An 18924-nucleotide genomic window follows, 5' to 3' on the forward strand; every position below is an offset into this window, starting at 1 on the left:
GTATGATAAACAGACTAAAATCCTTCGCTCATCAAGGCACTTTACGCTTCAACAATCAGATGAAAAAAGCATTGGTCTGCTTAATTGGTCTGGTTTCTTTATCGGCGGGAGTATGCGCGCAGAAAACAGATCGGTTTATGGGCGAAATCGTTAATTACGATGAAGGTGCTGTACCAGCTTATACTTTACCCGATATACTGTTAACAACAAAGGGCAAAAAGATTAAAACTGTTTCCGCCTGGAAAAAGCAGCGCAGACCGGAGCTTTTAGCCCTGTTTGAAGAACACGTTTACGGAAAAACACCAGACAGTTTTGATAGTGTAAAGTTTATGGTGACCAATGAAAATGCGGTGGCCATGGCTGGAAAAGCGCATTTGAAAGAAGTAACAATTACAGCGTGGAACCATGGTCATTCAGTATCTTTTCCAGTAGTGCTCTTTATTCCCAACAAGCGAACAAAACCTGCTCCGGCATTTTTACTGATTAATAACCGCAATAGCAGAAATACAGATCCGGCGAGAGTGGAAAAAAGTACTTTCTGGCCGGCCGAAATGGTAATCGACAACGGCTATGCCATTGCTGCCTTTCACCACTCGGATGTAGCACCTGATCGTAAGGATAGCTACCAGAACGGAGTATTAAAACAGTTGTTTCCCGAGGTGTTGGAAAAAGACAATGGCATGAAAGCCATTGGCGTGTGGGCCTGGGCGGCAAGCAGGGTAATGGATTACTTCAAAACGGATAAAGATATCGATTTTAACAAGGTTGCGCTGGTAGGCCATTCAAGGGGTGGTAAAACATCCTTATGGTCGGCAGCCCAGGACCAACGTTTTGCAATGGTGTTCAGCAGTTGCTCAGGCAGTACAGGTGCATCGCTGGCCAGGCGTAAATACGGGGAAACCATAAGCCTGATTAATAAACAATTTGGTTATTGGTTTAACAATAATTACAAGAAGTATAGCAATGATGTAAACAGCTTGCCTGTTGATCAGCATATGCTTATCGGCTTGATTGCGCCGAGGCCGGTTTATACCACCAACGCTACTGAAGATCGATGGGCAGATCCCTATGGTTCTTTTTTGTCATTGCGAAACGCCAAAGCGGTTTATGATCTTTATGGTGAGAAAGTTGCGCTTCCTAAAAATATGCCTGGTGTAAACATGCCGATCATTCATTCGGCTATAGGTTATCATTTCCGGGAAGGAAAACATGACCTCAATGTTTATGACTGGACAAATTTTATCCGCTTTGCCAATCACCATTTTAATCTTTAAGATTTGCACTTATGTTCTTTTAATACTGATAGGCATTTTTCTCCAATTCCTATTAGGTAAAGAAAGCTTTAGTGTAGAGAAAATTTAGTCTCAGGCTCAAAATAGGTAACGAATTAATAGTAAAACCTCTAATCTCAAATTTAATATTTATTACTATGAAAAAACTCATTTTCGGTTGGACCGGAAAGGTTACGCTGCTTGCTCTCCTCGGTCTGCATTCGCTATCCTGCTCCAAAGTGGTGGAAGAAGATCTTTCAGAAACCTTTAACAAGGGACCCCAAAAAATGGCTGTTATTGCCAGTAATGTGATTATCAACCCGGTGTATAACAGTACGGCGTTGTTACGCAATCCGCTCAACGGTTGGGTAATGTATGGCAAACGTGATGCTACTGAAACTTATTGGGACACACAGTTTTTTGTACCCGAACTGGGTGCTAATGTAAAGGCGATAGATTATGCCTCGGCCTGTTACATCCGAACCAGCTGGAGATCGCTTAATCCAAGCCCTGGCGTTTATGCCTGGAGAGACCCTAATTCCCAGATCGGTAAACTCATCAATGGGGTTAAAACCAGGGGCTTGCCTATTGCATTCCGGATTGTGGTAGATGGGCGCGACCAGGGTGAGAATACCCCTTCTTTTGTATTCACGGCAGGTGCTCAATATTGGTTATCAAACCCTGCAGTGCCAGCACAGAAAACTCCTTTTCCTCAAGACCCAATCTTTAGGCAATATTATACCACCTTCATTGAAGAACTTGCCAAAGACTTCAATGATCCGGTCCGCACCTCTTTTATTGATGCCTATGGTTTAGGCAAATGGGGTGAAGCCCATAATACCGTGTATGCTGCGCCAGGTGTATTAACGGCTGCACAAACAGAAACTGTTAAGGAAGAGGTATTGGACTGGATCATGGCGCTCTACAACAGGACTTTCACTAAAGTACCGTTGGTGATCAATTACCACCGGTTAATCGGACATCCGACGAGTTGGGGCGCTGCAAACCCAAACAGCAATCAGTTGTTGGTGAAAGCGATAAACCAAGGGTATAGCCTGAGGCATGATGCTTTTGCAATGACCGATTATTACCAAAGCTGGGAGAAAAACTTTGCGGCAACCTGGAAACATAAACGCCCGATTATTATGGAGGGGGGATGGATTGTAACGGGTACACACCGTTATTGGATTGATTCAAGCGGCCAATATCGGGAAGGACATCCTGAAGATGTAAGAAAAGCTGAATTCGAAAGATCAGCAGAAGCGGCTGTAAATATGATGGATTTTAGGGTTGGCGAAGTGGCTTCCTGGTTTCAAACCAGTTTTCCTTTGGTACAGCGCTTCAATGCAGAAGGAGGTTACCGACTTTACCCGGATCAGGTATCATTACCAAATGAGATTGCCAATGGGGCTACCGCTACACTCAGCCATCGCTGGAGGAATATGGGCTGGGGTTACTGCCCTAATAACATTCCGCAATGGAACTATAAGTATAAAGTAGCCTTTGCCATTCTGGATACAGCCGGTGTGGTTAAAAAACTTTTTATTGATGAAAATGGTGAACCCTCTAAGTGGATAAAGGATAACCCTATGAGTTACAATTTTACCACAACGGCAATTAACCTGCCGGTTGGGAATTATAAATGGGGCGTGGCCATCATCGATAAAACAAATGCCAACAAACCTGGTATTGCACTTTCCGTAACTGGAACCTTTAAAAACGGCTGGCTGGAATTGGGTGATCTACAAATACAGGCTGAGCCACCAATTGGCCAGACGATTAAACTTAAAGGTTCTAATAACTTGTTTGTTTCTGGCGAAAACGGTGAAGTAACCATGAGATGTAACCGTACGAGTGCCTCTGACTGGGAAAGCTTTACCATTGTTGATGCTGGTGGAGGGAAAATCGCGCTGAAAAGCATGAACAAATATGTATCTTCAGAAAATGGCGCTGCAACCGGGATCACCTGTAACCGCACAAGCATCAGCGATTGGGAGAAGTTTGATTGGGTGGTAAACGCTAGCGGTAAAATTTCTCTTAAAGGAAATAATGGTAAATACATTTCTTCGGAAAATGGGCAATCGGCCATGAAATGCAATAGGGCGACTATTTCTGGCTGGGAAACTTTTTCACTGGAATAGTTACTGAGGTAATGCTCTTAGGCAGATGAAAGTTTGAAGATAAGGGTTGCCCTTGCAGGGGCAACCCTTATCAGATTTTGTTGGGAGTTTGAAAATTGGGCGTTTCAATGTGTAAATCTTCGACTTGAACAACTGAAGCTTGGTTTTTTCGATATTTTTTATCACAATTAAACAAAAATTCATTAACTGAGCCTTTTTAGTCAGGTAGAATATATAAATTTTTTCAGAATTTGTATATTCGAAAATGGTAAGATTGGATCTGCAAAATATTTATATTATAACTGCTGTGAATGATAGCGGTAATGAATTAATTGCAGAGTTCGATGCGCCGCAAACAAATGGAGGCCTTATTCATATACACGTTAAACTTTCTTTGCATCCTGATCCTTTCTTATCAAATGTTTATAATCTCTGTTTAGGTCCGGTCGATGAAAATGGATCTATAGATGATGAGATAAGGCTCAAGCATCAAGATGTTGGTAAAGTTTTATCTACCGTTATTTTCGTTGCGTATTATTTCTTGAACGATAGAAAAGATAGCGTTATTGGTTTAGATGGTTCGGATGATATCCGTTCAAATCTATATCATAGCATGTTTATACTAAATAGGGAACTAATGTCTGATTTTTTTGTTTGTGTCGGGGTAGATTGGTATGTAAAACTATTAAGAAACAAAATAGATGTAGAAAGAGATAATCAAGGAAATCCGCTGTTTAAACCTATTATTGAGCCATTTGACTACTCGAGGAATAGAAAACAGTTATATGGATATTATATGTTTTCATTAAAGTAAATTTTAATTGTTGTAAAATTTTATTATTATATTTGTAATATGAATCCACGCATGCAACAACAGCTTGAGCATTTTAAGAAAGTGATTAGCTATAAAAAGGCGTCTGGAGAAGAAAGACGTACAAGCAATAATTTTAATGAAGATAGTCTTTCAAAAGCTATTCGCACAGAAGAAGACGGTAAGAAATTTATGGCTAATTTAAAAAGCGTTTTAGAAAAGTCAAAGTGATTTAAATTAAGATAACATAAAAAGCAAAACAGGTCGGATTTCCGATCCTTGCTTTTATGGCAGACATGCGCTGTGAAATCTTTTTAAAGACCTTTACGATCCAGTATAATCCTATACAATTCCGGCCAGATGTTTTTCGCTGCGATCTCGTATCCTTCTTTAAGCGGATGGACACCATCATACATATTAAGTGCGCGTATGCCTGCCACATTTTTTAAGAATGATGGTACCAATGAAATGCTGTTTTTTTCAGCCAATGCCAAAAATATATCCGAATAATTACCATGGTGCCAGCCCGTAGCCCAGTCTGGTAGTTCAATACCCAATAGCAGTATGGATGCTAATGGACAGGTAGATTTAACTTTGTTGATGATGAGCTGTAAGTTGGATAGGATCAGCACCGGACTAATACCACGCAGAAAGTCGTTGCCGCCAAGTTCAAGGACGAAAATTGCGGGTTTTTCATTTAGGGCATGGTCAAGCCTCGATAGGGCAGAAGCGGTGGTATCGCCACTTACGCCTGCATTAATTACGTTGTATTTTAGTCCGAGCTTTTTTAATTTTTCATTGATGAGGGCCGGGATGGATTCTGACGAAGGGTCTTTGAGTCCGTATCCCGCAACCAGGCTATCGCCAAAAAAGATAATTTTGTTCTCCATTTACCATTTCCTTTTAATGAGTAATGCACTGAGCAGTAGCCCTGCACCCAGTGCCACATATTTACGGTGCGCTTTTGGCCTTCCGGGAATACCCCATCCACCATGTACGGAATTGCCATAGGCTACCGGACTAAAAATATTGCCATTTGTAGGCGATATCGCTTTGGCATGTTTCAAGTAGGTACGGATCACGCTTCCTGCGATTGCAGTGGTCAGGCTTGGGAACAAGGCTCGGGATAAACGCATCAATACCGAAAAACTACCCACCATTTTTTCTGGTTTCGGGTTGCGCGAGAGTTTGACGATTTCATGAGCCAGGCGGTTAGGGTCGTAAACTACAGGTCCCGGTTTGAGCATTTTGCCCGTATAATTGGCCGCATGTTGCATGCCTGGTGTATCAAGAAAGCCTGGAAAGGCATCGCATACATGAATATTTGGGTATTGCTGAAGCTCAGATTTCAATGAGGCAGAAAAGCCGCGGAGTCCAAACTTAGCAGCAGAGTAACCCGCACCAAAGGGTACAGGCAGAAACCCGCCAATGGAGATATTGTTGATCAGGATTCCGAAGCCCTGTTGTTTAAAATAGGGCATAACCGCGTGGGTTCCATACATATAACCCAAAAGGTTGGTTTTGATCACCTGCTCACTGACCTCCATGGGTGTCTGGTCGAAACCGCCAATAGCAAGTACACCTGCATTATTGACCCATACATCAATACTAGTACCGATACTTGCAGCTGTTGCCGCCAGGTTGAGCACCTGATGATAATCGGAAGTATCGCAAGCAACGCATTCTGCCGTTCCGCCAAGACTTTCGCATTCGGCGGCGAGGTCTTTCAACGCATCAATATTTCTCGCAGAAATCACTACGCTGTCTCCGTTTGCCGCAAAGGCCAGGGCAATAGCCCGGCCGGCACCACTTGATGCACCGGTGATAACGATGGTTCTAGCGGTTATTTCTATGTTTTGATCCTGTTTCATATCTACCAAAACCGCCTTTAAAAGGTGAATGTTTGCGGAAACCTCATTTTTGGTTCGAAGTTTTTGGTTATTATCCTCTTTGGGTCAACAAATACTAGGTTAGCAGGTAATGGTTAGTATGAGGGTAAGTTCTCTGTCGCTTTCCATGTACTGTGGTCTGCTGTAGCAAATGCTTCAGTGAATTTTTTCACATAAGGCATTCACAGCTTTGGGTACCATATGATCTGATTGGTGTAGACCTGGTCATCTCTGCTTATTAAATAATCCAGTTTGACCAGGTCTGCGCACTTAATCGGGTTGAGAACAGGTATTGGACTCTGACCTGGTTTACAGTCCTATGAGCAGGTGTTTTATCGCTATTTGATAAAGCTCGCTATCTTTTTATTTACATCTTCACCCCTTAAATCTTTTGCAATTACTTTTCCGGCCGGATCAATCAGTACGTTTTGGGGGATAGCAGTAATACCGAAGCGCACCGCTACCTCTGTTTTGAAACCCTTCACATCGCTCACTTGAGTCCATGGTAATTTGTCCTGCTCAACGGCTCTCATCCAGGCCGCCTTTGTGTCATCAAGTGAAACGCCCACAATTTCAAAATTTTTATCTTTCAGTTCATGGTATGCTTTCAGTAAAAATGGATTTTCCGCACGGCAGGGCACACACCAGCTGGCCCAAAAGTCAACAAGTACATACTTTCCTTTGAGTGATGATAATTTGAATTCTTTTCCATCTTTATCTGGCAACGTAAAATCAATCGATTTGCCTACTGCAAATTGCTTTGCTTTGTCATACTTGTCGGTAATTTTTTTCCCGGTAAAGCTGGCACGTACCCGGGGCGTTAAGATTTGATAATAAGGATCAAATTTAACCACATCAATGACCGCCATTTTATTTTGATGAATCAGATCTGCAGTCACGTAAGAATCCGGATGATTAAAAATAAATGAATCCAGCGCAGCTTCAATTTTGGCATGTATAGGCTTTGCTTCTGCCTGTATCCTTTTTATTTCTACTGAATCTTTAACTTTTGCGTAATAAACCTTTGCAAATCGGGCACTGATTTCTTTAAATTGAGCAATTAACCTGGCTGTTTGTGCATTGTACTGATTGTATTCGTTTTGTACTTTTGTGCCTGTAATGCTAGCCTTGGCCATGCTGTCAACACCCTTTAATGTTGTTGTTCCCTTTTCCAGATAGAAATCTATAAAATCAGGATTCGTTCTTTTTGAAGCATCTTTTTTAATCGCTTTTAATTCCAGATAAGCTTTATTCCCGAAAGCGGTATTCCCCTTAAATACAAATTTTCCGTTGGTTAAAATGGTACTGTCTATAATGCTTTTTCCATTAGCGTTAATAAAGGTCAACAGTACCATTTTCTCAGTTCCTGCTTTAGGCAATGTACCATTAATGGTAAATTTATCTTGTGCCATCGTTTTGCCGGTAATCAGACAGGTAAATAGCACAAGAATGTTTATTAGATTGGTTTTCATCGTTTTTTGAAATCTGTTTTTTTATTAATTGATGAATTTCTTAAGCTGATCCAACAGGTTTTCGCCACGAAGATTTTTTGCCACAATCACCCCTTGAGGATCAACCAAAACATTTTGTGGTACAGCATTGATTCCATACATCAGGGCAACTTCGTTTTTCCAGCCTTTTAAATCGCTGACATGGATCCATGGCATGCCATCGTTTTTTACCGCCTCTTCCCATACTTTTTGTCCTCCGGGATAGTCTAGTGATACGCTAACGATCTCGAAGTTTTTATCTTTGAGGGCGTTATAGGCTTTTACCACATTGGGATTTTCTGCACGGCAGGGAAGGCACCAGCTTGCCCAAAAATCTACCAATACATATTTTCCTTTTAACGAAGAAAGTTTGAATGGTTTTCCATTAATGTCAGTTTGGGTAAAATCGGTTACCTTGGACCCCGTTTGACGTCTTTTCCCAACTTCAATTTTTTCTGCCGTTTTTTTTCCTAATGGTGATGATTTTAGTTCGGGAGAGAATTTATGAAACAAAGGTTCTACTTGTGCTGCTTCGAATTTACTGTCAAGCACATACATATTGTACGCATATAAGCCTGCAAATGAATTCAGATGGTCTTCGGCAAACTTCATATTTATTGCCCTGTTTTGAGCAACCAGTTTTTGTATGCTATCAGCTGCCATTTTGCGCTCTGCAACAGGTTTCAGGTATGTTCCATCAGTAGCTTTTTTGCCATATTCCTTTTGCAACATCATTATTTTTGCTGTTACCTTACTGACCATCGCCTCCCGCTCGCTATTTTCGCGGTCAGCTACCGAACCGCTCACTTTTGCATTTTTAACGGAGTCTGTCCCATCAAAAGTAATCGCAGCATTTTCCAGGAAAAAACGTTTAGTGTCGCCGGGTGTTGCGCCTTGTTGCAAGCGGAGCGGCTTAATGGCGATCAGCGCCTCTTGCGGTTCATTAACACGCCCGGTAAACTCAAATTTCCCGTTTTTAATTTCAACAGAATCGGTTTCTTTCCATTTATCTGCCTGGAGTGTTACCAAGTAAGCCTTTGCCGGTTCTTTTAGTGCGGGCATATTTCCCTTAATGGTATAATTTTTTTGGGCGGTTACCACGAAAGGTAACAGCATCAAGATTGGAATCAGTAATTTTTTCATGTTAATTATTTTAAATAAGATTTTCGGTTAGTTCCTCAAAACAATTCCACCCACAAAACCTACGCTATAGCTGGTGCCTGATTGAATAAATGGAGTTGCAGTTAAAATCGTAAAACGCAAATATCTTGCGGTGGTTGACGAGGGTAAATTAATGGTCTGTTTTCTGGCCGCGTTGGTTACATTAACCTCATAGGTGCCTTTATCAATCCAGGTAGTGCCATTGCTGCTCGTTTCTATCTTGGCAGAGGTAGTATAGCCTCCGGTTGTTGGTGTTACAACGGTTGGGATAAAGTAATCTAATCCCGAGAAAGTAACTTCCCTGGCAAAGTCTGCGGTTACAAATTGCGGCAGCGACGCTGTAGTAGCACTTAACCAATAAGTTCCGGTGGTATTGGCATCGATGGCTCTCCCTGCAACATTTACGCCCCCCGTTGAGGAAGCTGTTGCGGTAAGCGTAAAACCGGTATGGTCTACGTAAAGTGCATCGCCGGTGTTAAATATATAATAAATGACTTTGCGTGTCTTTGGATCCTGATTTTGTCCATCTATTGATGCAATGGTAAGCGGTAACACATAGGTACTAAACTTTTTGAGGGTAGTTTGGAAACCAAGATTTAATACTGCAGCCTCTGAGACATTTGTTCCAGCTGGGATAGCCACAGTTGGTTTGTAAAAAAGATAACTTGTTGTAGGGAGCAATAGTGCATTACTTCCATACTTTGCTCTATAGTCGTTGATTTTACTCGTATCAGGTGCAAAGGTAACATAGTGTACATCAGCAGAGCTGCTGCCTTGTAAAATGGCTTTTATCTCTACGCTAACTACAGCTGTATTTTTGATGTCCAGCGGTCTCGTCACAACGTCTGACGCTGCTGGTAAATCAAAGGCAATACTTCCATCTGGGAGGAGTTCTCTTGTCACTTTCTCTTTTTTACATGATAGGTAAAGCATTAAAATTGTGCAGATTGCCAGTATATTAAATTTAGATATCTTCATTTTCTGAGTTTTAGTGGTTATGGATTTTGTACCATATCTGGGTTATAGGCCAATACTTGCACCGGTATTTGAAGTGTATATTTACTGCTGTGTGGTTCAAGCGTGGCAATGGCAACGTTTTGCGCATTAATTCTGGTTATGGAAGGCATTCTGTTTTCCATGTCTAATCTGCGCATATCGAACCAGCGGAGGCCGTGAAAAGGTAATTCCCTTCTGCGTTCTGCCAGTACCTCATCCAATATTGCCGTTTGGCTTTCTGAGTTGAAATCTCTGCTTGAGACCGGTGTACCAGTAAGTCGATTTCTACGAACTTCATTCAGGTGGCCAAGCGCAACCGTCAAATTGTTGGCTCTTGCTGCACATTCGGCAGCAATCAAATGCATTTCCTGTACGGTAGTACCGGTATTGGTGAGTTGAAAAGCCGGGGTAACTGCGGCAGCGTAAAACTGAGTTGATCCTCTTACATTACTTGCCCAATTCAAGTATAGCACAGTCTTTCTCGCATCGTTCGCTGCGAACGTACTCTTTAATTCCTGAGCCAGGGGCAATCCAGCGGCATTTGTGCCCTTACCGTAGATCACATCAGGATGTGATACCACATTTACGGTAGTTGGAAAACCTGATGGGGTCGTTAAATCAATCATGGTTGCGCGGGTGTTTGCCAAAGCCAGCTCTGCATAACGTAGCGCTTCAGCATATTCTCTCCTATAAAGGTAAACCCTGGCCAGCACACTGTATGCCGCGGCCTTTGAACCTCTAAACCTGGCGTTGCTGTTATCAGCCGGCAGATTGGGAATTGCCTCATTGATGTCGTTGATGATATGTTGATAAATTTCAGCAGAGGTACTTCTTGGCGGTGCCTTTTGGCTAACATTATCAGAGATTACATAAGGTACAGCCAAATCGGTGGCCGCAGTTTCAGCATTGTAAGGTTTGGCATATTCGTTTACGAGGTAAAAGTAAGAATGTGCGCGGCCTAATAAAGCTTCCGCTTTCAGGCTATTCTTTTGTGATTCGGTACCGCCCTGGGCAGCATCTATACCTATCAGTACCGTATTGTATAGGCTAATTCTACGGTAGTGGTCGCCCCAAAGATAGGTGACTGCTGTGATATCTGTGGTAAACTGTGGTGCCCAGGTATAAATCAAATCTCCCAGAGAAGTAGGTGGATTACCTACATTTGGCAAATCGATGTTATCTGTCATGTAATTCAGAATATTGGTTTCAGTTTCAGTGGTGAAAACCAAACTATTTAACCAAAGGTCATAGTCGTTTGTCGTTTTCAGTAATTGCTTTCCTTTCGGCTCAACATCCAGGTATTTATCGCAACCGCTTAGAAGCAGTCCTGAAATGAGCGATAACACGCCCATATATTTAATGATATTCATCCGTATAATTTTAGAAATTAGTGAATAAGCCCAGTGTATAGGTAGGGGTTACGTATGATTTAGCGTAACTTCCGGTACCCGGACTATAATTGTAACGGTTAAATCCAACCGTGTAGAGATTCGAGACCTGCGCCTTGATTTCGAAATTCTTGAAGCCAGCCTTTTTAATAAAATTGAGGTCATTTAGCCGATAGGAAGCTGTAATATCTCCGATGGTCAGATAATCGCCATGTACCACGTAATTACTATTGTACCGGTAAGCCCATGAAGGGTTTGCACTGTTTAAGTCAACCAGATTGGGAATGTCTGTTTTCAACTCGTCGCCCGCAACCCGCCAAAAGTTGTTGGAACCTTCTAAAGGCCGTATGTCTGCCGGAGTAGGTCTGGGTACCCGTACTTTAAATCCTCCATAGTAATTTATCATGGCGAAGAAATAGAAATTACCTACATCTATACGGTTACTCAATCCGGCATTAATGCTAGGAACCGTAGTGCCAGAATATTGTACCAGTCCGGAATCTTTATTTGACATGGCGATCGCCAGCGCGCTGGTTGAGCTACTGGTATTTACCACGTATTCAGTGCCATTTGGATCTAAAATAATCGGATGTCCTTCGTTATTTAGGCCTTTGGTGTTATAGGAGAACATTGCACCTACAGGATAACCACTTACAAAACCCAACACATCTATTATTTGTGGATCGTAGCGTCCGGTTCGATAAACATCAAGTACTTTGCTGCTGTTTTTGGCAATCACCACACCCGTATTCCAGTTAAAGTTTTTATTGGCTATCCAGTCTGCTTTTAAACTGAATTCCAATCCATTATTTCTGATGCTGGCATAATTGACCAAAGCTGATGGAGCACCCAAAGTTGGATCAATGGACGAGTTGCCCATCACATCAGTTGTTTTCTTGGTATAATAATCTATGTTGCCGCTAATATTTTTAAAAATACTGAAATCAAGACCGAGGTTAAAGTTTGCAGTTTGTTCCCAACGTAGCCCGGTGTTGGCGTTCGATACCAATATCAGGGAGCTTAGTGTTGGGGTATTTTGTGTATTATTTTGAGCCTGCGCAATAACCTGTGGAAGCGAAAGCTTCGCCACATTTCCATTAAAGCCAAAAGCACTCCGCAACTTCAATTGGTGAAGCCAGTTCAGCCTGCTCAAGAGGCTCTCCTGGTGGATGTTCCAGGCTGCACCGACCGACCATAATGGCTTGTATTTATATTTAGGGTCGCTACCAAACAGGTTGGATTGATCGATACGAATACTTCCCGATAATGAATATTTATTTTTAAAGGAATAAACCACATTTGAGAAAGCAGATAAAAACCGATCCTCGTTATAGGATTGATTAAAGAAGTCAGTCAGCTGTCCAAGCATATTGCTCGTAACCAGTGTGCCGCGTACGGCAGCCAGGCCGCCAAAAATGGAAGCATAATCTACAGGTTGTTGCAACAAGCTTTGGTCGTTGTAACCAAAGTAAGAAGCCAAATTACCTTTGCTGATGATATTTCGCAATTCGCCCCCTGCTATGGCATTTAATGAATGATTCCCGATTATTTTATTGAAGTTCAATTGGGTACGGGCAGTATATCCGGTATTGCTGGCGTTTTGCTGCCGAAGGAAATCTCCATCAGGCAGGTTTCTTTTGAAAGCCAGCGAGGGATTGGCGGTTGTAGGCGTAACCGTATAGTTATTCACCCAGGCATTCACTTCTGAAGAACCACGCCCGGCTAAATGCCTGATTTCTGACCTGGAGGTTTCATATACTCCTCCAAACAGAAAATTAAAGCCCTTTCCAAGGTTGTAGTTAAAGTTAGCAATGGTTTTACTGTTCAATGTTTGCGTTTTATCATTCACTAACTGCGCATCAATCAGCGGATAATAGTTCTGGTCTAACAAACCCTGGGATAAAAGTACGGTATTGAATACAGGCGCATAACTTCTGGAAATGATGGGAGCAGGGTTACCGTTCACATCTTCATAACGTTCGTAACCTGCAAAATCGGCCGGACCAGGCACTGGTGCGCCATTCGTGCGTTGTTCCTGGTATTCGGTGGTGAGTTCCAGGCTCAATTTTCTACTTAACTTTAGTGTGGTACGGCCGGTTAATAAAAATCGGTTATTGTCGTTTAAAATTCTATTGTCCCGATTATTGGTGTAATTGGCCGTAATATAATACAGTGCATTAGGCGTACCACCAGAAACATTTAACGTATTGGTTTGCGTTGCTGCAGTTCTTAGGAATAATCGGCTATAATCATCCAGGTTGTCATAATTTGCCAGTTCGGCAAATGAGCTTTCGGCCTGTTCAGAGGTAATAATACCAGCAGCAAGCTGTGCCTGGATGTAGTAAGGAGTAGAGCGCCTAACATTTCCACCTACACCCGATGCTGTTCCATATAAGGAAGGCCAGCTGGTTGGTGTGATAATCAGTGCTTGTCTTTCCCGTAGGTAGCTGGCATTAATAGCTGATGCCTGGGGATCCCATCGGTAACGGCCATAATTTTCCTTGGGTCTTAAACCTAGTGTCGTTCTGAAATTGAACTGTGCTGCTCCGGGATTGGCCTGTTTTCTTTCGATAATGATTACACCATTGGATGCCCTTACACCGTATATGGTTGCTGAAGCCGCATCTTTAAGGATGGTAACAGATTTGATCTCATTGGGGTCGATCATTTCCAGTGTCAGTTCCGTTGGATAGCCGTCTACAACAATTAAAGGACTTTGGTTGGCCGACATGGTGGAAATACCACGGATATTAAACAGCGGCCGTGTTGATTGTCCGCTGCCTGGTACCGTGCTCGTAAACTGAACGTCATTATTAACGAGTAATCCAGGCAATCTGTTTACCAATCCGTCCAGGAAATTGGAACTTACCCTCGATTCATATTCTTTTGTGCCGAGTTGAGCAACCGAACCGGTACTCTGTTCTGGTTTTATCCGCTGGTAACCAGTGTTCACGGTAACCGCTACATCTTCTAATTTGCCAACATCAACGCCCAGTCTGATCACACCAAGATCTTTTACAGCTTTAACATCTTTGGTTGTGTACCCAATATAACTGATAAGCAGAATGGCATCTTCATTAACATTTTGAAGCAAAAAAGTACCATCAGCTCCAGTACGCGTAAATTGCTTTTGACCCTTCACTATGATGTTGGCACCAGCCAGCGGACTTCCTGTAAGTTCGTCCACTACTTTTCCGGTTACGGTGATGGACAGTAATCGCTCAAAGATATTTTCAAAAATAGTTTTCGGCTTGGACTTCAATGTTACCGTGTTGTTGTTGATTTCGTATGCAATGGGTTGGCTCTCGAAAATCTGTTCCAATACCTTTTTGAAGTCTGCATTTTGCACCTTGATGGTAACCGCTTTTGCATCGTCCAGTAAATCGCCAGGCACTACAAAATTGTACCCGCTCTGTATACGAAGGCTTTTAATTACCTCTTCCAGCGAGGCCTTTGACTTGTCTAAGCTGATTTTCTGGGCAAAGCCGGCGGCACTTACCTGCACCAGCACGGCTATTAAAATTACGGTGGTTAATCGCATCATCAGCCAAATTTTATGGATATACCTGGGCATATCCGGTTTAATTTTTAGTTTTTTTAACACATTATTTAGGTTGCGACAGGGACTTAACGGTACAATGAAATACCATCAATATTGCTTTAGTGCGCATTATTGTCTAAGTTTGATTGTCTGGTTAATGCATGATGCAATTGTCAGTTTAACTTTAGCATCTGCAAATCGTGGATAATTTTTTCGAGGCCAGTATTTACCATATCCTGACTGCAATCAGGGTATGGTTACCTCCAGTTAAATGTTGTTTAGTATAGCTTTCGTATCATTCCTTTCATTAGTTTAAGTTTGTTTGGTGGTTAATTGATTATTAGTAATTAATTTTCCGTGATATGCAGCGGCTGATTTACCCAATTGCGATTATCGATAGACATACACCTTTCTTCCTTCGATTTTAAAATGCACATTTCCTGTGGCTTCGAGCGGAATCAATACTTGAGAGATATGGTCGAACCGTGATACGGATCCCCAAAACTTGCCAGAAGGAATCTCTTCTTTGTAGATGACCTCCACATCGTACCACCGGGCTATCATTCGCATAATTTCCTTAATGTCGAGGCGATCGAATGTAAAATTGTTGCTTTTCCAGGCTACGGCAAAGTCCGTATCCACCTGGCTTAATCTGATCTCCCCGTTTAAAGTAGCAGCCTGGTATCCGGGAAGCAATATTCTGCTTTGAGCATGATCTGTAATTTTGACGCGACCTTCCAGCAAAGTTGTTCGATACGTTCTTTCATCAGCATAGGCATTAACGTTAAAATGCGTACCTAATACTTCAACCGTCTGCGTTCCACTTTCCACTAAAAAAGGGCGGGTTTTATCTTTGGCTACCTCAAAATAGGCCTCCCCTTTAAGTTGAACCCGCCGTGCGCCCTTACCTTTGAGCGTGCTATGGTAGGTTAAACTCGAGGCGGCATTTAACCACACTTTTGTTTGATCCGGAAGAGTAAGGGTAAAGGTTTGGCCCAGGGCAGTAGATAAGGTGTGCAGATCTTGTGCATCATTTTTGTTTGGACGGCTTTGATATAGCAATTGTCCATCCGCAGTTTTAGAAATCATGATGCCATTTTCCTCGATCGATTCTCCATCGCCTATATCTCCTAAATTTATGGTTTTGCCATTGGCCAGTGTTAAGGTTGCACCAATTCTGCCTGGCGCGATATCATTTTGCGTTAAATGTTCGTAACTATGGACGGTTTGCCTTGACATGAAATGATTGATTCCAAGGTTAAGGATTAAGATTGCTGCACCAGCCGTTAAAATCCGGGGCCACAGCCTGATGTACTTTCTTTTGAACACACCTCGCTTGGGCTGGAAAGCTTGCTCTTTAATACGAATTAACGATTTTTCCCAGTTAGTTTCGTATTTACCGGCAGGAGCGGTATGGTCTAACTCGGAGGCTAAAAGCTCACTAATTTCAAGATCATGCCTGTCTGAACCAATGAGTTTAAAAAGCCGATGGGTTTCTTCGGTTGTAGCCTCGCCCCGGGTGTATTTTTTAAAGAGTAATTCAATAGCAGAGGATTCTTTTTGCATTTGATATCAATATAGCCAGTGATTTATTTTTCGCTGTTCAATTGATAAGTACGATAATTGCTTATAAGGGACTATTCTAAAATAGAAAAGATTTATATTTTCCTGTTAATCAGTGAAATAATTATTAACATGGGTAGAGAGATGTCCCGTTTGCTGAGAAATTCACGTACATACCTAAGGGAATGGACCATTTGATTTTTGACCGTATTTTTAGAGATATTAAGTTTTGCTGCAATCTGGTCATGACTAAGCCCCTCATTTCTGCTCAGCTCCCATATCAAACGGCGTTGATCAGGAAGTTGTGCAACGGCTTCTTTAATCACTTCAATGCTTTCGCGTAATACTATTTGTTCTTCGGTTTCGTTTCTGGATGGCTCAATATGGCTCGTAATGCGCCGTAAAATCCGCTCATCATTTGCAATCTTTTTTAGGTATTTCAGTGCCTGTCTGTTCGCAATGCTAAAAAGATAGGCTGTGGGGTGCTGTACGTTTGAAAATGCAAGTCTGTTGATCCATATCTGAACAAAAATCTCTTGAACCAATTCTTCGGCCAGTTCCGGAACTTTTACCAGTTTTTCAACATATGGAAATAACCGTTTTACATAATGGCGATAAATAATGTCGAAAGATTGCTCATCGCCAATAGCAAGTTTTGCAAAAAGCTCGGTCTCGTTATGTAATTTCTGAATTATTTTACCCATTATTGGCCATTTCCCAAAATCAACTAGTAACTTGATGCTAAGTTATCCAAAAAATCGAAAAACTTTATGAAACGAGCAATAATTACCTAGCAGCCTATATAAATAATCAACTTTGTTTAATTTAGTGTCACTAGTTAAGTAGCTCATTGTACTTTTATTTCAGCCTGGGCGATCTGTTTAGGATTATACAAAACACTAAACAAACGTTGTGGCCATTTTGGTATTCCACTATTCTATTTCCACGCTGGAACGGCATGGCTGTTAGTCATCTGTATCTCAAAACTGCCTATTACTAAACAAATTAATCAAGTATTGGTGAATTTCAAAACAATAACACCATTTGCAAGGTATATGCTCTACTAAATTTATTTAAAGATGGAAAATCATACGATGTTGCAGTACTTTGAATGGTACTATCCCAACGACGGCAGCCTTTGGAAAAAGGTACAACAAGATGCTGCTAAATTAAAAGAAATGGGGATAGACTCCATTTGGCTACCTCCAGCGCATAAAGGCATGGATGGCAAAGATTCAACTGGTTATGATTCTTATGACTTATATGATCTTGGCGAGTTTGACCAAAAAGGAAGCATTGCCACTAAATATGGCACAAAAGCGGAATATCTGGAGGCGATTAAATCAGCGCAGCAGGCCGGTATAAATGTTTATGTAGACATTGTGCTGAACCATATTGGTGGGGCAGATGACCATGAGCCGGTGATGGTACGCAAGGTAAATCCCGAAAACAGAAATGAATTCATATCCGAACCTTTTGAGATTGATGCCTATACCAAATTTACCTATCCAGGGCGTGGAGGGAAATATTCTGAATTTCAATGGGATTTTCAATGTTTTACCGGTGTAGATTACGATGCCCGTACCCAGGAATCGGCGGTATACAGTATTCAAAATCAATATGGATCGGGATGGGAAGATGTGCTCGATACAGAAAATGGAAATTATGATTACCTGATGCTTACGGATATCGATTTTCGGAATCCTGCCGTAAGAGAAGAACTTAAACGCTGGGGGCTGTGGTTTTATCAAACCACAGGTTTTGATGGGCTGCGTTTGGATGCGATTAAACACATGCCTGCTGATTTTTACAATGAATGGCTGGACTATCTTCGGGCTGAAACAGGAAAAGAACTGTTTACGGTGGGCGAATATTGGTCACCATACGATCCGCAGGCCATGCTTGATTATATCGATGCTACCCAGGGCCGTATGTCGTTATTTGATGCGAGTCTTCAGGCAAATTTCTCTCGTGCCAGTAAGGAAGGCGAACAATACGACCTAAGCACCATATTGAATGGATCACTTGTTTCAATGAGACCAGAGCTTGCCGTAACGTTGGTTGAAAACCACGATACCCAACCACTCCAATCCCTGGAACAGACAGTAGAGCCATGGTTCAGGGCGCATGCTTATGCAATCATTTTACTTCGTGAAGCAGGATATCCTTGCATTTTTTATGCAGATGTATACGGATCGGCCTATAGCGACAAAGGAGATGATGGAAAAGACCATGAGGTAACCATGGCGGCACTTCCTCAGCTGGAGGCATTGCTACAGTTAAGGAAAACATTCGCCTATGGTTTTCAACGCGATTATTTTGATCATCCAAGTTGTATTGGCTGGACACGCTCGGGAGATGAGGACCACCAGGGTTCGGGCCATGCGGTGGTTCTATCAAACGGTGAAGCTGGGAATAAACGTATGGAAATGGGCGCCGGGTTTGCAGGCAGGATTTTCATTGATTATCTGGGACATTGCGACAAAGAAATCACCATAGACCAGGATGGATGGGCAGAATTTTATTGTGAAGCAGGCTCGGTGTCAGTTTATACCCTGAAAGCAGATTAATAAATGTTCAGATCTGAAATCTCTTATTGATTTAAGATGTAAATAGGTTACAGCATGCAGTGGTTTACTCCCCTCCTTATTAAGGAGGGGTGCCCATAGGGCGGGTTGTTAATTAATGTTATAT

General features: G+C 42.0%; 14 protein-coding genes. 5 read left to right on the forward strand and 9 right to left on the reverse strand.

The window, feature by feature from the left end; genetic code table 11:
* The first annotated feature begins 2 nt into the window (after positions 1 to 2).
* The 4 genes from PGN18_RS02670 (at position 3) to PGN18_RS02685 (ending at position 4433) form a co-directional block, all read left to right on the forward strand.
* Positions 3 to 1274, forward strand: coding sequence for a glucuronyl esterase domain-containing protein (locus PGN18_RS02670; RefSeq protein ID WP_335317815.1), 1272 nt, complete (start codon positions 3 to 5; stop codon positions 1272 to 1274).
* A 155-nt stretch (positions 1275 to 1429) separates the two neighbouring features.
* On the forward strand, positions 1430 to 3412 hold the full coding sequence (locus PGN18_RS02675) for a DUF4832 domain-containing protein (protein ID WP_335317816.1): 1983 nt from the start codon (positions 1430 to 1432) through the stop codon (positions 3410 to 3412).
* 244 nt (positions 3413 to 3656) lie between these two features.
* On the forward strand, positions 3657 to 4205 hold the full coding sequence (locus tag PGN18_RS02680) for a DUF6934 family protein (RefSeq protein ID WP_335317817.1): 549 nt from the start codon (positions 3657 to 3659) through the stop codon (positions 4203 to 4205).
* Positions 4206 to 4244: 39 nt separating this feature from the next.
* Positions 4245 to 4433 (forward strand): hypothetical protein, encoded by a 189-nt coding sequence (locus PGN18_RS02685; RefSeq protein ID WP_335317818.1) that lies wholly within the window; start codon positions 4245 to 4247, stop codon positions 4431 to 4433.
* 83 nt (positions 4434 to 4516) lie between these two features.
* Here PGN18_RS02685 and PGN18_RS02690 read toward each other — a convergent pair whose 3' ends face one another.
* From PGN18_RS02690 to PGN18_RS02730, 9 genes are all read right to left on the reverse strand, one after another.
* Positions 4517 to 5092: an arylesterase gene (locus tag PGN18_RS02690; RefSeq protein ID WP_335317819.1), complete on the reverse strand. Its 576-nt coding sequence runs from the start codon at positions 5090 to 5092 to the stop codon at positions 4517 to 4519.
* Positions 5093 to 6073 carry an SDR family oxidoreductase gene (locus PGN18_RS02695; protein ID WP_335317820.1) on the reverse strand — a complete coding sequence of 327 codons (981 nt, stop codon included), beginning with the start codon at positions 6071 to 6073 and terminating at the stop codon, positions 5093 to 5095.
* A gap of 356 nt (positions 6074 to 6429) precedes the next feature.
* Positions 6430 to 7563: a TlpA disulfide reductase family protein gene (locus PGN18_RS02700; RefSeq protein ID WP_335317821.1), complete on the reverse strand. Its 1134-nt coding sequence runs from the start codon at positions 7561 to 7563 to the stop codon at positions 6430 to 6432.
* A gap of 24 nt (positions 7564 to 7587) precedes the next feature.
* Positions 7588 to 8724, reverse strand: coding sequence for a TlpA disulfide reductase family protein (locus tag PGN18_RS02705; protein WP_335317822.1), 1137 nt, complete (start codon positions 8722 to 8724; stop codon positions 7588 to 7590).
* A gap of 27 nt (positions 8725 to 8751) precedes the next feature.
* Positions 8752 to 9720, reverse strand: coding sequence for a discoidin domain-containing protein (locus PGN18_RS02710; RefSeq protein ID WP_335317823.1), 969 nt, complete (start codon positions 9718 to 9720; stop codon positions 8752 to 8754).
* Positions 9721 to 9737: 17 nt separating this feature from the next.
* Positions 9738 to 11108: a RagB/SusD family nutrient uptake outer membrane protein gene (locus PGN18_RS02715; RefSeq protein ID WP_335317824.1), complete on the reverse strand. Its 1371-nt coding sequence runs from the start codon at positions 11106 to 11108 to the stop codon at positions 9738 to 9740.
* A 10-nt stretch (positions 11109 to 11118) separates the two neighbouring features.
* Complete coding sequence (locus PGN18_RS02720; protein WP_335317825.1) at positions 11119 to 14670, reverse strand: SusC/RagA family TonB-linked outer membrane protein; 3552 nt, start codon at positions 14668 to 14670, stop codon at positions 11119 to 11121.
* 387 nt (positions 14671 to 15057) lie between these two features.
* Positions 15058 to 16233 (reverse strand): FecR family protein, encoded by a 1176-nt coding sequence (locus PGN18_RS02725; RefSeq protein ID WP_335317826.1) that lies wholly within the window; start codon positions 16231 to 16233, stop codon positions 15058 to 15060.
* Positions 16234 to 16325: 92 nt separating this feature from the next.
* Positions 16326 to 16934, reverse strand: a complete 609-nt coding sequence (locus tag PGN18_RS02730; protein WP_335317827.1) for an RNA polymerase sigma factor — start codon at positions 16932 to 16934, stop codon at positions 16326 to 16328.
* Positions 16935 to 17309: 375 nt separating this feature from the next.
* Between PGN18_RS02730 and PGN18_RS02735 the strand changes: the two genes are divergently transcribed.
* Positions 17310 to 18800, forward strand: coding sequence for an alpha-amylase (locus tag PGN18_RS02735; RefSeq protein ID WP_335317828.1), 1491 nt, complete (start codon positions 17310 to 17312; stop codon positions 18798 to 18800).
* The last annotated feature ends 124 nt before the right edge of the window (positions 18801 to 18924 follow it).

The organism is Pedobacter terrae (assembly GCF_036946585.1).
GTDB lineage: Bacteria > Bacteroidota > Bacteroidia > Sphingobacteriales > Sphingobacteriaceae > Pedobacter > Pedobacter terrae_C.

Coding starts and splice junctions, on each gene's coding strand:
- PGN18_RS02670 (WP_335317815.1), top strand. CDS start 3: ATGATAAACAGACTAAAATCCTTCGCTCATCAAGGCACTTTACGCTTC.
- PGN18_RS02735 (WP_335317828.1), top strand. CDS start 17,310: ATGGAAAATCATACGATGTTGCAGTACTTTGAATGGTACTATCCCAAC.
- PGN18_RS02720 (WP_335317825.1), bottom strand. CDS start 14,670: ATGATGCGATTAACCACCGTAATTTTAATAGCCGTGCTGGTGCAGGTA.
- PGN18_RS02700 (WP_335317821.1), bottom strand. CDS start 7,563: ATGAAAACCAATCTAATAAACATTCTTGTGCTATTTACCTGTCTGATT.
- PGN18_RS02715 (WP_335317824.1), bottom strand. CDS start 11,108: ATGAATATCATTAAATATATGGGCGTGTTATCGCTCATTTCAGGACTG.
- PGN18_RS02705 (WP_335317822.1), bottom strand. CDS start 8,724: ATGAAAAAATTACTGATTCCAATCTTGATGCTGTTACCTTTCGTGGTA.
- PGN18_RS02675 (WP_335317816.1), top strand. CDS start 1,430: ATGAAAAAACTCATTTTCGGTTGGACCGGAAAGGTTACGCTGCTTGCT.
- PGN18_RS02695 (WP_335317820.1), bottom strand. CDS start 6,073: ATGAAACAGGATCAAAACATAGAAATAACCGCTAGAACCATCGTTATC.
- PGN18_RS02680 (WP_335317817.1), top strand. CDS start 3,657: ATGGTAAGATTGGATCTGCAAAATATTTATATTATAACTGCTGTGAAT.
- PGN18_RS02710 (WP_335317823.1), bottom strand. CDS start 9,720: ATGAAGATATCTAAATTTAATATACTGGCAATCTGCACAATTTTAATG.
- PGN18_RS02690 (WP_335317819.1), bottom strand. CDS start 5,092: ATGGAGAACAAAATTATCTTTTTTGGCGATAGCCTGGTTGCGGGATAC.
- PGN18_RS02730 (WP_335317827.1), bottom strand. CDS start 16,934: ATGGGTAAAATAATTCAGAAATTACATAACGAGACCGAGCTTTTTGCA.
- PGN18_RS02725 (WP_335317826.1), bottom strand. CDS start 16,233: ATGCAAAAAGAATCCTCTGCTATTGAATTACTCTTTAAAAAATACACC.
- PGN18_RS02685 (WP_335317818.1), top strand. CDS start 4,245: ATGAATCCACGCATGCAACAACAGCTTGAGCATTTTAAGAAAGTGATT.